Annotated in this window: 11 protein-coding genes; 6 read left to right on the forward strand and 5 right to left on the reverse strand. The window is 60.3% G+C overall.

Annotation, left to right across the window (positions count from 1 at the left end):
- The first annotated feature begins 94 nt into the window (after positions 1–94).
- The 5 genes from mtnK to ACSQ3J_RS28190 are packed head-to-tail and all read left to right on the forward strand — an operon-like array spanning position 95 to position 5,521.
- Positions 95–1,363, forward strand: coding sequence for an S-methyl-5-thioribose kinase (gene mtnK / locus ACSQ3J_RS28170; RefSeq protein ID WP_060503437.1), 1,269 nt, complete (start codon positions 95–97; stop codon positions 1,361–1,363).
- Complete coding sequence (mtnA, locus tag ACSQ3J_RS28175; RefSeq protein ID WP_060503436.1) at positions 1,360–2,454, forward strand: S-methyl-5-thioribose-1-phosphate isomerase; 1,095 nt, start codon at positions 1,360–1,362, stop codon at positions 2,452–2,454. The genes mtnK and mtnA overlap by 4 nt, the downstream gene beginning before the upstream one ends.
- Before the next feature lie 3 nt (positions 2,455–2,457).
- Entirely contained in the window at positions 2,458–3,393 is a 936-nt protein-coding gene (locus ACSQ3J_RS28180; RefSeq protein WP_060503435.1) for a transketolase, read from the forward strand.
- Between the two features lie 2 nt (positions 3,394–3,395).
- The gene (locus ACSQ3J_RS28185; protein WP_060503434.1) at positions 3,396–4,397 is read left to right on the forward strand and encodes a transketolase family protein; all 1,002 of its coding nucleotides are present in this window, start codon (positions 3,396–3,398) and stop codon (positions 4,395–4,397) included.
- Positions 4,397–5,521 carry a RuBisCO large subunit C-terminal-like domain-containing protein gene (locus tag ACSQ3J_RS28190; RefSeq protein ID WP_060503433.1) on the forward strand — a complete coding sequence of 375 codons (1,125 nt, stop codon included), beginning with the start codon at positions 4,397–4,399 and terminating at the stop codon, positions 5,519–5,521. Before ACSQ3J_RS28185 ends, ACSQ3J_RS28190 begins: the two co-directional genes overlap by 1 nt.
- Positions 5,522–5,595: 74 nt before the next feature.
- Here ACSQ3J_RS28190 and ACSQ3J_RS28195 read toward each other — a convergent pair whose 3' ends face one another.
- From ACSQ3J_RS28195 to ACSQ3J_RS28215, 5 genes are all read right to left on the reverse strand, one after another.
- Positions 5,596–6,651 carry an ornithine cyclodeaminase gene (locus tag ACSQ3J_RS28195; RefSeq protein ID WP_060503432.1) on the reverse strand — a complete coding sequence of 352 codons (1,056 nt, stop codon included), beginning with the start codon at positions 6,649–6,651 and terminating at the stop codon, positions 5,596–5,598.
- 152 nt (positions 6,652–6,803) lie between these two features.
- Positions 6,804–8,192 carry an aspartate aminotransferase family protein gene (locus tag ACSQ3J_RS28200; RefSeq protein ID WP_060503490.1) on the reverse strand — a complete coding sequence of 463 codons (1,389 nt, stop codon included), beginning with the start codon at positions 8,190–8,192 and terminating at the stop codon, positions 6,804–6,806.
- A 39-nt stretch (positions 8,193–8,231) separates the two neighbouring features.
- Entirely contained in the window at positions 8,232–8,390 is a 159-nt protein-coding gene (locus ACSQ3J_RS28205; protein WP_156393911.1) for a hypothetical protein, read from the reverse strand.
- 62 nt (positions 8,391–8,452) lie between these two features.
- Positions 8,453–9,763, reverse strand: coding sequence for an NAD(P)/FAD-dependent oxidoreductase (locus tag ACSQ3J_RS28210; RefSeq protein ID WP_060503430.1), 1,311 nt, complete (start codon positions 9,761–9,763; stop codon positions 8,453–8,455).
- A gap of 1 nt (position 9,764) precedes the next feature.
- Positions 9,765–11,123 (reverse strand): glutamine synthetase family protein, encoded by a 1,359-nt coding sequence (locus tag ACSQ3J_RS28215; RefSeq protein ID WP_436040796.1) that lies wholly within the window; start codon positions 11,121–11,123, stop codon positions 9,765–9,767.
- Positions 11,124–11,480: 357 nt separating this feature from the next.
- Here ACSQ3J_RS28215 and ACSQ3J_RS28220 point away from each other — a divergent pair, with 357 nt between their 5' ends.
- Entirely contained in the window at positions 11,481–12,185 is a 705-nt protein-coding gene (locus tag ACSQ3J_RS28220) for a GntR family transcriptional regulator (protein ID WP_060503428.1), read from the forward strand.
- Positions 12,186–12,292 lie beyond the last annotated feature (107 nt).

The following is a 12,292-nucleotide window of genomic DNA, read 5'->3' on the forward strand; positions in this document are numbered from 1 at the left end:
ACTGCGTGTGGAGACGCATGACGCCGGGAGCGGAACGAGGAGAGTGCCAGGTGTTTTTCTGCCCGGCGCGCCGCTCCGATGGAGAGGAGGAATCATGAGTACGAACAATTTCGAAGCGCTGACGCCCGAGACCTTGCCGCAGCGGCTGGGCAGCAACGCGGCCCTGGCCGGCAGGATCGGTACAGAGAGTACGCGCTGGAAAGTGCGTGAAGTCGGCGACGGCAATCTCAATCTCGTTTTCATCGTCGACGGCGACGCCGGCAGCGTTATCGTCAAGCAGGCGCTGCCTTATGTGCGCCTTGTCGGCGAGAGCTGGCCGCTGCCACTGAAGCGCTCTTATTTCGAATATCATGCGCTGAAGCGCGAGGCGGAACGCGATCCCGGCATGGTGCCGGAGGTTCTTTATTTCGACCGCGAACAGGCGATCATCGTCATGGAGTTCCTGACGCCGCATGTGATCCTGCGCCGGGCTCTAATCGACGGGCGACAACTGCCGAAGATTTCCCGGGACCTTGGCCTGTTTCTGGCCCGCACGCTGTTCCGCGGCTCCGATCTGTCGATGGAAGCACGCAAGCGCAAGGAAGACCTGGCGCTGTTTGCCGATAATATCGAGCTTTGCGATATCACCGAAAACCTGGTCTTTTCCGACCCGTATTTCGACGCCAAGCTCAATCATTTCACCACGCCCCAGCTTGATGGGATCGTTGCTCAACTCCGCGCTGACCGCGACCTCAAGGTCGAAGCGCAGCGGCTGAAACATCTCTTTACGGCCAATGCCGAAACACTCCTGCACGGTGATCTTCATACCGGCTCGGTCATGGTGATCGAGACTGAAACGAAAGTCATCGATCCGGAATTTGCTTTCTATGGACCGATGGCTCTCGATGTCGGCATGCTGCTGTCGAATTTCTGGATGAGCTACTTTTCGCAGTCCGGTCACGAACACGACGGTAGCCGCGAAGACATGCGGAGCTACCTTCTTGGTGTGATCGTCGAGATCTGGGAGACCTTCCGCACCGAGTTTTCGCATCTCTGGCGCACCGAGCGTACGGGCATCCTTTATCAACGCACATTGTTCGAAGACCAGGGCGATCACCTGGGATCGGAACAGGCGCTGAATGAGGTGCTGCAGACATTGTGGACCGACATGCTCGGCTTTGCCGGAATCGAGATGCACCGCCGCATTCTCGGCCTTGCCCATAATGCCGATTTTGAAACCATCGAAGACCCGGATGTCCGGGCACGCTGCGAAACCAAGGCGCTCAAGCTCGGGCGCCATCTAGCCGTCAATCGGCGCCGCATCCACAGCATTGCCGAGATCAATGCGCTTGCGGAACGCCTCGAGAAGGAGACAGTCATTTGAACGTCGGAGATCGCCATTACCATACCATCTGGCTCAACGAGGATGGCCGGTCGGTCGACATCATCGACCAGCGCTGGCTGCCGCACGAATTCCGGGTCGTCACGCTCAAGACCGTCGATGATGTCGCCGTTGCCATCCGCGACATGTGGGTGCGTGGCGCACCGCTGATCGGGGTCACTGCCGCCTATGGTGTCGCCATCGCCATGCAGGACGACGGCAGCGATGTAGCGCTGGATGCTGTTTGGGACGTGCTACACGAGACACGGCCGACCGCGATCAACCTGCGCTGGGCGCTGGACGAGATGCGCAACGGACTTCGGAAAGTACCGGTTCCGGAACGTGCTGCTGCAGCCTATCGCCGTGCAGCCGAAATTGCCGAGGAAGATGTACAGCTGAACCGCAGCATCGGCGCTAATGGACTGAAGGTCATCCGCGAAATCGCGGCGCGCAAGAAGCCGGGCGAACCCGTCAACATTCTCACCCATTGCAACGCCGGTTGGCTGGCAACCGTCGATTATGGCACGGCCACCGCGCCAATCTATATGGCAACGGAAGAAGGCATTCCGGTCCATGTTTACGTGGATGAGACGCGCCCGCGCAACCAGGGCGCACAGCTGACCGCCTGGGAGCTGAACGGCCATGGCGTCCCGCATACGCTGATCGTCGACAATGCCGGCGGCCACCTGATGCAGCATGGCCAGATCGACATGGTGATCGTCGGCACCGACCGCACCACAGCCGATGGCGATGTCTGCAACAAGATCGGCACCTATTTGAAAGCACTTGCCGCCAAGGATAACGGCGTTCCCTTCTATGTCGCCCTGCCCTCTCCCACGATCGACTGGACCGTGCATGATGGCGTCAGGGAAATCCCGATCGAGGAGCGCAACAGCGAGGAAGTAACCTTCGTTCAGGGCCGCGCCGTCGATGGCTCCATTGCCACGGTGCGCATCTCGCCGGAGGGCAGCCCTGCCGCCAATCCGGCCTTCGACGTTACCCCGGCCCGGTTGATCACCGGCCTGATTACCGAGCGCGGCATTGCCGATGCCTCGCCTCAAGGGTTGAAAGCCCTGTTTCCGGAACGGAGCTGAGCCATGAACCTCTCCAACCAGCAGTCCACCGAAGATGTCGCCGCCGGTATTCGCAAGCGTGTCTTTCTTCACACGATGCGCAACAATGGCGGCTATCTCAGCCAGGCCTGTTCGGCTGCCGAAAGCCTTGCCTTTCTCTACAACGAGGCCCTGACACTCGGCGAACCGACATTGCCGAAGGTGCCGCTGCCGTTTGGCGGCGTGCCGTCTGCCACCAACCCGGACGCATTTACCGGCGCCGGCTATCACGGCCCGTTTGCGCCGGAATTCGACCGGCTGATCATCTCGCCAGCCCATTATGCGCTGGTGATCTATTCGGCGCTAATTCAGGTCGGCCGCATGGACGAACATGCACTCGACCATTTCAATGTCGATGGCGGGTCGGTCGAAATGATTGGTGCCGAACACAGTCCCGGCATGGAAGTGACCACCGGCTCGCTGGCGCAGGGGCTATCGATGGCCGCTGGTATCGCCTGGGCGCGCAAGCGCAAGGGCGAGCCCGGCAAGGTCTGGGTCTATATGTCGGACGGTGAGTTCCAGGAAGGACAGACCTGGGAATGCCTAGCGGCAATGGCCTATCACGGCATCGACAACGTCCGCGTTATCGTCGACGTCAATCGCCAGCAATGCGACGGCGCAATGTCGTCGGTTCTTGATCTTGGCGATCTTGCTGCCCGAGTTGCTTCCTTCGGCGTCACCTGCCGCTCGATCGACGGGCATGATCTGGGGGCCATGCGCGCTGCCGCCGATAGTGCCGAGCCGGGCAAGCCGTTGATCATCCTTGCCAACACGTCACCCTACCAGGGCATGGAATTCCTGAAGAAGCGCTTCCCGCGCCTGCACTACGTCCGTTTCAAATCGGCGGATGAACGCCGGGAAATGCAGACCGCCATTGCCGCCGAACTTGGTGTCGATGAAGCCGAAATTGCGAGGGCCTGATCATGGTCGAAATCGTCAACCGTCCCTATGCCAAGGCTTTCGAAACCTTCGCGACCGCACGTCCGGATATTCTCTGCCTGTCGGCAGACCTCACCTCGTCCTGCGAGGTCGATGGCTTCCGCGACCGGCACCCGGACCAGTTCCTGTCGCTGGGCATGGCCGAACAGAACATGCTGTCCTTTGCCGGCGGCCTCGCCATGCAGGGTTTCAGACCGTTCCTGCATACGTTTTCGGTCTTTCTCTACCGCCGCCCCTATGACCAACTGATCAACTCGATCGCCTACTCCAATCGCCAGGTTCGATTGATGGGTTTCCTGCCGGGTATCACCACGCCGGGCGGCATCACCCATCAGGCGATCGAGGACATCTCGGTGATGCGCGCCATCCCCAACATGACGATCCTCGAATGCGGTGACGCCACCGAAGTCGAAACCGTGCTTGAAGTTGCCGACAGCATCGATGGCCCGGTCTATGCCCGCGTGCTGCGCGGCGAAGTGCCACGATTGTTTTCGACACCGTTCGAATTCAACAAGCTGCGCACGCTCAGCGAAGGCGATGATGTGCTGGTCGTGACATCAGGTGTTTGCACCGAAGAGGCACTGCGTGCCGCCGAGCCGCTGAAGGCGCGCGGTATCGGCGTCCATCATCTGCACGTTTCGACGCTAAAGCCCTTCGACCGCGAAGGCCTGATCAAGGCAGCACGTGGCAAGAAGGGCGTGGTCACGCTGGAGAACCACACCATCAATGGCGGCCTCGGTTCGCTGGTCGCGGAAATCCTCGCGGAAGAAGGCCTCGGCATCAAACTGCGGCGCCTCGGCCTGCAGGATACCTTCGCCCATGGCGCTTCCAAACCATACCTGATGAAGAAATACGGGCTCGATGCGAGTGCGCTGGTCTCGGCAATCGGCCAACTTCTCGGCAAGGATCTCGACATCGGCGACGCCGAGCTGGAGGCGGTTCGCATCGATACGGTGCATTCGGCCCAGAAGGCGGAGGCCCTGTAATGGATCGCTTTTTCGTTACCTACTGGATCGGCGTCGGGACAGAGGCGGAAGCCCGCGCCCGTGCTCTGGAGATTGCCGTCGAGCAGACGGTCGAAATTCCGCGCGATATCGTACCGGCCGGTTACATCGAGGACGAGATTCTCGGGCAGATCGAAAGCGTCCTGCCCTGCACCGATACACGTGGCGGGTTCCTCACGGAAATCTCCTATAGCGAAGATGATATCGGTGACGATTTTCCGCAACTGCTGAACATCGTCTTTGGCAATTCCTCGATCCGGACACAGACCCGGGTCGAGACGATGACGCTGTCGCCCGCGATCATCAAGCTGGTATCCGGTCCCCGGTTCGGAATACCGGGGCTGCGCGAGCGCACCGGTGTCAAACAGGGGCCGATCCTGATGTCGGCCATCAAGCCGGTCGGCCTCTCCACAGCCGAACTTGCCGGGCTCGCCCGTCAGTTTGCTTTGGGCGGAATGGACTACGTGAAAGACGACCATGGTCTTGCCAACCAGAAGACATCGCCGTTTGCCGAGCGTGTGAAAGCCTGCACCGATGCCATCGGCGACGCCAATGCAAAAACCGGCTTTGCGACCACCTATGTGCCCAACATCACCGGTCCGTCCGACCAGATATTCGAGCGCGCCTTCATGGCCAAGGAGATGGGAGCCGGTGGTGTCATGCTGGCGCCATCCCTGGTCGGCTTCGACGTATCGCGCGCTTTGGCCTCGAACCCTGATTTCGGCCTGCCGATCGTCTCCCATCCGACGTTCGGCGGCACCAATGTCATTACGCCGACCACGGGCTTTTCCCATCGCTTCTTCTACGGCATCCTACAGCGATTGATGGGCGTTGACGCGGTGATCTATCCGAATTTCGGTGGCCGCTTCAGCTTTTCCCGCGAGGAATGCCTGGCGATCGTCGATGGCTGCACCAGCGATCTCGGCGGGCTGAAGCCAATCCTGCCCGCTCCCGGCGGCGGCATGACCTTTGAGCGCGTGCCGGAAATGCGCGATGCCTATGGCGATACCGTGATGTATCTGATCGGTGGCGCTCTGTTGCGTGAAAAGGCCGACCTTCCGGCCGCCTGCCGAAAGCTTATCGACGCCGTTCGCAGCGGTAGATGAGCCTCTTGATTGAGGGGCGCCGGTTGTGGGGCCCCTCATGCCGAACAAACGGGCGTCCGGGCCGGTCGATGCCCCTATTCTTTCTCCGACCGCTGCAGCATGCCGAAAAGGTCGCGTGGATCATCAGGGTCGGCGATCATGTCGAGGTCCTGGTAAAATCCCGTTCCATTCAACTTGCTGCGGATATATCGCAGCGCTGAAAAATCCTCGATTGCAAATCCGACGCTGTCGAACAGCGTGATCTGGGCGGGGTCACGGCGGCCGATGGCCTCACCGTTAACAACCTTCCACATCTCGGTTACCGGATATTCGGGCGGCATCTGCTGTATCTCTCCCTCGATGCGCGTCTGCGGCGTGAATTCCACAAACGTGTCGGCACGGCTGAGAATGTCGTGATGCAGTTCGGTCTTGCCCGGACAATCACCGCCGACGGCGTTGATATGGACCCCAGCACCAACCATGTTGTCTGTCAGAATGGTGGCAAACTGCTTGTCGGCCGTGCAGGTGGTGATGATGCCGGCGCCTTCGATCGCAGCTTGCGACGAGGTGCAGGCGGTCACCTTCAAGCCCGAGTGAGCGAGGTTGCGCACGGCCTTTGACGTTGCCAGCGGGTCGATGTCGTAGAGTTGCACATGGTCGATACCGCACACCGCTTTGAACGCCAGCGCCTGAAACTCCGCCTGTGCGCCGTTGCCGATGATGGCCATGGTGCGTGCGCCCTTCGGCGCAAGATGCCTGGCGACCATTGCCGAGGTGGCGGCCGTGCGAAGCGCCGTCAGCAGCGTCATCTCGGTCAACAGGACGGGATAGCCGGTGGAAACTTCCGCCAGCAGCCCGAAAGCCGTGACTGTCTGTAGACCCTGCGCCATGTTCTTCGGATGGCCGTTGACATATTTGAAGCTGTAGATATCGCCGTCCGAGGTCGGCATCAGTTCGATGACGCCTTCCTTGGAATGCGAGGCAATGCGGGGCGTCTTGTCGAACAAATCCCACCGCCGGAAATCGGCTTCGATCACATCAGCCAATTCCACCATCACGGTCTCGATACCAACAGCATGAACAAGGCGCATCATGTTGGCGACGCTGACAAACGGGACGAGTGCTTTTTTCGATGGGAGGTGCGAGTGCATCGAAATATCCTTTTTTGAGCGCGACTTGCGCTTGGAAACGATTGAGCAAGGTGCGCCGCATTGAGCGGCGTTTGGCCGATGCTGCATACAGATCGAGACGCTGATAACGGCCGCAGCCTCGCCATCGGGTTTGGCAGCGGCCGGTTCAGTTTCTATCGAAGCGGAGCCAGATCGGCTTCGGCAAGGTCAAGAGCCACCAGCAGGCGATTTAAGGCGAGGTCGATTGTTTCGCGGGTCCAGACCAGTGGCGGTGACATGATGAGGGTGTCGCCCGTGGCACGGATCATCAAGCCGTTCCGGACGGCGTGATCCCGGACTTTGATCGCGGCGGATCCGTCCGGTTTGAACCGCGTCCGTTCAGCCTTGTCCCGGACAATTTCGACCGCTCCCATCAGCCCGATCGACCGTGTCTGCCCGACCAGCGGATGAGCGTTCAGCCGTCTGGCCAGTTCCTTGGCAAGATAGGGGCCGGTATCGGTCCGGACCCGCTCGACAAGGCCCTCGTTGTCGATGATTTCCAGGTTCTTCAAGGCGACCGCGCAGCACACGGGGTGGCCGGAATAGGTGTAGCCGTGGTTGAATTCTCCGCCCTTTTCCACCAGCGTATTGGCAATCCGGTCTCCGACCAGGAGCGCCGACAGCGGCTGATAGCCGGAGGTCAGCGCCTTTGCGGTCGTGATCGTGTCGGCCTCGATGCCGAAGGTGGTGGCGGCGAACCATTCGCCGGTGCGGCCGTAACCGGTAATGACCTCATCGAGCATCAAGAGGATATCGTATTTCCTGCAGATCCGCTGGACTTCCGGCCAGTAGCTTGCGGGCGGTATCCGTACGCCCCCTGCCCCCATGATCGGTTCGCCGATAAAGGCTGCAACCTTGTCGGCGCCGGCGGCAAGGATCGCTTCCTCGATGGCGTGCGCCGCCCGCAGGCCAAAATCATCATCGCTCTCTCCCGGCAAAGCCAGCTCGTACGCATAAGGTTCCAGCACATGGACGATGTTGGGCACCATGCCGCCCATCTGCTTGTGCATATGGCTCATGCCGCCGAGCGAGGCGCCGGCGACAGTCGATCCATGATAGGCATTGTTGCGGGAGATGATGATGTTTTTTTCCGGCTTGCCCTCGAGCGCCCAATAATGGCGAACGAGACGAACGGCGGTATCGTTCGATTCCGAACCCGACGAACCGTAGAAGACCTGGTTGATATTCGGCGGTGCAAGTTCGGCAAGTTTGGCGGACAGCTGCACCGGGGCGGGCGTCGCACATTTGAAGAAGGCATTGTAGTAGGGCAGTTCACGCATCTGTGCGGCTGCCACTTCCGCCAGTTCGTCGCGGCCATACCCGATGTTGACGCACCAGAGCCCGGCCATCGCGTCGAGAAGTTCACCGCCTTCGCTATCGTAGATAAAGGCCCCTTCGCCGCGTACGATCATGCGCGATCCTTGGGCTCGCAGTTCCTTGTGGTCGGTGAATGGGTGAAGAAAATGCGCAGCATCCTGCGCCTGCAACTCCGGCAGGGAATATTTGTGGTTCGAAAGGGTCATCATCGTGTCCTTGGTTTTCTGGCGTGTGGTGAAACAAGGTCAGATGGACACGGGTGGGGAATAGCCGATACGGGCACACAGCAGCATCAGTTCGGCATGAAGCGTCCGCGCCGATGGCGTGGAAACAAATTCATGCTCTCTGCGCACTGCATCCTTCGTCATAAGATGGTCTTTCGCGGAAACCGGTTGCTTGTCCATGCCGACGATATCCGCCGGCTGCCGATGCGGCAATACGGTTTTGCCGTCGTCTTCGATTGGCGTCAAAGACCGAGCCTGTCGCGCAGCCCATACCACCAGGCACCGATCATGGTGAACGGCACGCGAAAAGTCTTGCCGCCGAGGAATGGAAGGTTGGGTAGCGAACTCCACACGTCGTACCGCTCGGCGTGACCAGCCACCGCTTCGCCAAGAATCTTGCCGAGCAGATGCGTGGTGGTGACGCCATGTCCGCTGTCGCCATGGGAAAAATAGACCGTGTCGGACAGTCTGCCCATATGCGGAATGCGCGTCAGCGTCAGGGCAAAATTGCCGCTCCAGGCATAATCGATCTTCACTTTGGCCAGTTGCGGAAAGGTCTTCAACATATTCGGCCGGATGACGGCGGTCAGATCCTTCGGATCCTGGCCGCCATAACCGATGCCGCCACCGTATAGCAGCCGGTTGTCTGCGGTGCGGCGATAGTAATCGAGAACGTAATTGGCATCTTCGACGCAGTAGTTGGCTGGCAGCAGGGTTTCGATCAATCCGGCCTCAAGCGGTTCCGTCGCCAGTACCTGGCTTGAAACCGGCATCATCCGGCCGCCGATCTCCGGCAGCAGTTCACCGAGATAAGCGTTGCCGCAGACAAGCACATATTTCGCCCGCACTGACCCCGTGCGGGTGCGCACGACGGGAGATGGTCCTTGATCGACGCCGGTCACGCGCGAACTTTCGAAAATACGCCCGCCGAGGCTTTCGACCGCTGCGGCCTCGCCCAGTACCAGATTGAGCGGATGGATATGTCCGCCAAACCGGTCGATCATGCCACCGGCGTAGCGGCCGCTGCGGACATATTTGCCAACGTCTGCCTTGGATACCATGTCGAGACCGGCATGGCCGCGCGCCTGCCAATGCGCGCGGTGGTCCGCCATCTCGCGCATCTGCTTGTCGGTAAAAGCAGCGAAGAACCCACCATCGACCAGATGACAATCGATCGCGTATTTAGCCACGCGCTCGCGGATGATGTTGCCGCCCTCCAGCGACATAGCAGCCAGTTTCGAGGCCTTTTCCGGCCCATAACGCTTAGCGATCGTCTCCAGGTCGCGGCTATAACCATTGACGATCTGGCCGCCATTGCGCCCGGAAGCACCGTAACCGATCCGTTCGCCTTCGAGCACCACGACGGAAAAGCCGCGCTCGGCCAGTTCCAGCGCCGCCGAAATACCGGTAAAGCCTGCGCCGATGACACAGACATCCGCCGAGGTCTCGCCTTGCAGGATGGGCCGCAGCCGCCGGTCGTTTGCCGAGGCCGCGTACCAGGACGGCGCATGACCGGGATTGGCGTTTTTGGAAGCGATATCAGCGATATTCATGTCAGACCGTCCTGATGTAGGCGTCGTACTCGACGTCCGTCACTCTGAGGGAAAACTCCGAAAGCTCCTGCCGCTTGCAGGCCGTATAAAGCGACCGGTATTTCGGCCCGAGCGTCGCATAGGCAAAACCCGACCGTGCGAAACTTTGCAGGGCATAGTCCCAGTTGGTCGGTAGCGGTTGGTGGCTGACGGCATGATCGTCGCCGGTAATGGCGCCGCCCGGCTTGGTCTTTTCCCGCATGCCGGTCAGGGCTGCACCAAGGATCATCGCCAGAACCAGGTAGGGATTGCTGTCGGACCCTGCGACGCGATGCTCGATACGGGTGGCCGGTTTGCTCGCGGTGATCACCCGCACCGCGGCAGAGCGATTGTCGAATCCCCAGGAGGCATAGGTCGGCGCATGTTCGCTCGGCCGCAAGCGTCGGTAGGAATTGAGATGTGGAGCAAACACCGCCATGCTGTCGCCCATGTTTTCGAGAAGCCCGCCAACCGCATGCATCAAGGTTTCGGCTGGCCCGTCTTCGCCGATGAAGATGTTGCGGCCGTCCTCGTCGAGAATGGAGAAATGCACATGCATGCCGGAGCCGGCCTGTGTGCCATAGGGCTTGGCCATGAACGTGGCATCGAGATCGTGCCTGCGCGCAACGCCCTTGACGATACGCTTCAACAACACGGCATAGTCGGCGGCCTTGAGCGCATCCGGCACATGGTTGAGGTTGATTTCATACTGGCCGGGTCCGTTTTCACGCAGAGTCGTATCGGCGGGCACGCCCTGAGCGCGGCACGCGGTGGCGATCTCGTGGAAGACATGCTCGAAATCCTGCAGCTCCGATATCGATAGGACCTGCGTCTGCCCCGTATGCCAGCGTCCCTCGCGGGTATTGGGCGGCCGTACCGGGTCGAGGGCCGAGCGGACCGGGTCGATCAGGTAGAATTCCAGCTCGGTCGCCACGACCGGCGTCAGCTTCAACTTGGCAAAGCGCTGCATCACGTCAACGAGCGTCTGGCGCGGATCGCTGTAGAAGCCGGTGCCATCGGGGTTCTTCATGCTGAGCAGGACTTGCGCTGTCGGGCGGTTGAGCCAGGTCACCCGTGATAGTGTCCCCGGAACGGGAAAGCACAGGCCGTCGGGATCGCCGGTTCCCTCCGCCAGGCCGGCATCGGTGACATCGCGTCCCCAGATGTCGAGCGCATAGACGGAGCGCGGAATGGCCATGCCTTTCATCAGCACATCCAGCGCCCGGTCGCGCGGAATCCACTTGCCGCGTGGCACGCCGTTGACGTCGATCACGAAGGCTTCCAGCACCTCGATGTCAGGGTTGCGATTTATGAAATCAGAGGCTTCATTCTCATCTATCATTGTCCACCAGTTCTGTGCCGTTGGCCAGGCGATTGCGGGTGCCCGGCCAAGGGGTGTGTTGCGATGTCACCTTCGGGCGTCGATCCGGCCGTTCGTTGGAAAGCTGTTTTAACCGAGCCGGGCGTCCCGCGTCTGAACATCAAGAACGTCGCACGCTCATAGTTATTTTGATCATTCTTACCCATTATATGATCAAATTGCAAAGGGATGTTACCTGGCGCGAGCTGACCACCAATCGCATTGGAAACGGTTCGGTCACGGGCGATGGTGGTAGGCGGAAAAATCGCGCCTCGACCGGGTCTCGGATTATCCATATTGATAGTATCAATCAGGGGAGGATCAGGGCTTTTGAAACAGATGGATGTGATCGGGCTGGTTTCGCTCAGCAAGCTGCCAATGGAATCGATGAAGCAATGGGTTTATCGCTGCCTGCGTCAGGCCATCATGACCGGCCGTTTTCCGCCCGGGCTGCCGGTGACCATTCAGGGGATCGCCGAAATGCTGCAGGTCAGCGCCATGCCGGTCCGCGAGGCGCTGCACAGGCTTGTCGCTGACGGTGCGCTGGAGCATCTCGATAACCGCCGTGTCCGGGTGCCGGATATCGATCCGGAAAAATTCGACGAGATCATTGCCGCCCGCATTGCTCTGGAGACCGTTGCCGCCGAGCGCGCCCTGCCCTTCATCGACTACCTGCGGCTGGCGCGTCTGCAGCAACTCGATGACGAGATCGATGTCGCCTACAAGGCTGGCAATATCGAGCAGGGCATCGAAGCCAATTTCGCGTTCCACCGCTGTCTCTACGAAGTCCGCTCGTCTGCCGTTCTTCTGCCGCTGATTGAATCCGTCTGGCTACGGCTTGGCCCCTTCATGCGCGAGGCGACGGAGAACCTCGACGAAAGCTACCGTGTCGACCGCCACGTCCAGGCTTTGGAGGCGATTGCTGCAAAGGATGTGACAGCGTTGAAGACGGCCATCGCCGCCGATATTGAGGACGGCGCCGGATATCTGGGGCACAAGCGGTTTCTGGACGTGGAGTCGCGGTTGCTCGCCACGCGAAAATGAACGTGGCGCCGGGGCTATTTGTCCGGCCCCTAGAGAAAGGGCGCCTTGTGGGGCCCGCCAAGGGTTAAGCACCGGCTAATTCGCCGGCTTTTTGGCCCTTCACAGGC

The sequence above is a fragment of the Rhizobium sp. LjRoot98 genome (assembly GCF_964252935.1).
Lineage (GTDB): Bacteria > Pseudomonadota > Alphaproteobacteria > Rhizobiales > Rhizobiaceae > Pararhizobium.

Excerpts from the sequence above, each read along its gene's own strand:
- mtnK (WP_060503437.1), top strand. The coding sequence starts at position 95 with ATGAGTACGAACAATTTCGAAGCGCTGACGCCCGAGACCTTGCCGCAG.
- ACSQ3J_RS28220 (WP_060503428.1), top strand. The coding sequence starts at position 11,481 with ATGGATGTGATCGGGCTGGTTTCGCTCAGCAAGCTGCCAATGGAATCG.
- ACSQ3J_RS28215 (WP_436040796.1), bottom strand. The coding sequence starts at position 11,123 with ATGATAGATGAGAATGAAGCCTCTGATTTCATAAATCGCAACCCTGAC.
- ACSQ3J_RS28205 (WP_156393911.1), bottom strand. The coding sequence starts at position 8,390 with ATGGACAAGCAACCGGTTTCCGCGAAAGACCATCTTATGACGAAGGAT.
- ACSQ3J_RS28200 (WP_060503490.1), bottom strand. The coding sequence starts at position 8,192 with ATGACCCTTTCGAACCACAAATATTCCCTGCCGGAGTTGCAGGCGCAG.
- ACSQ3J_RS28190 (WP_060503433.1), top strand. The coding sequence starts at position 4,397 with ATGGATCGCTTTTTCGTTACCTACTGGATCGGCGTCGGGACAGAGGCG.
- ACSQ3J_RS28185 (WP_060503434.1), top strand. The coding sequence starts at position 3,396 with ATGGTCGAAATCGTCAACCGTCCCTATGCCAAGGCTTTCGAAACCTTC.
- ACSQ3J_RS28210 (WP_060503430.1), bottom strand. The coding sequence starts at position 9,763 with ATGAATATCGCTGATATCGCTTCCAAAAACGCCAATCCCGGTCATGCG.
- ACSQ3J_RS28180 (WP_060503435.1), top strand. The coding sequence starts at position 2,458 with ATGAACCTCTCCAACCAGCAGTCCACCGAAGATGTCGCCGCCGGTATT.
- ACSQ3J_RS28195 (WP_060503432.1), bottom strand. The coding sequence starts at position 6,651 with ATGCACTCGCACCTCCCATCGAAAAAAGCACTCGTCCCGTTTGTCAGC.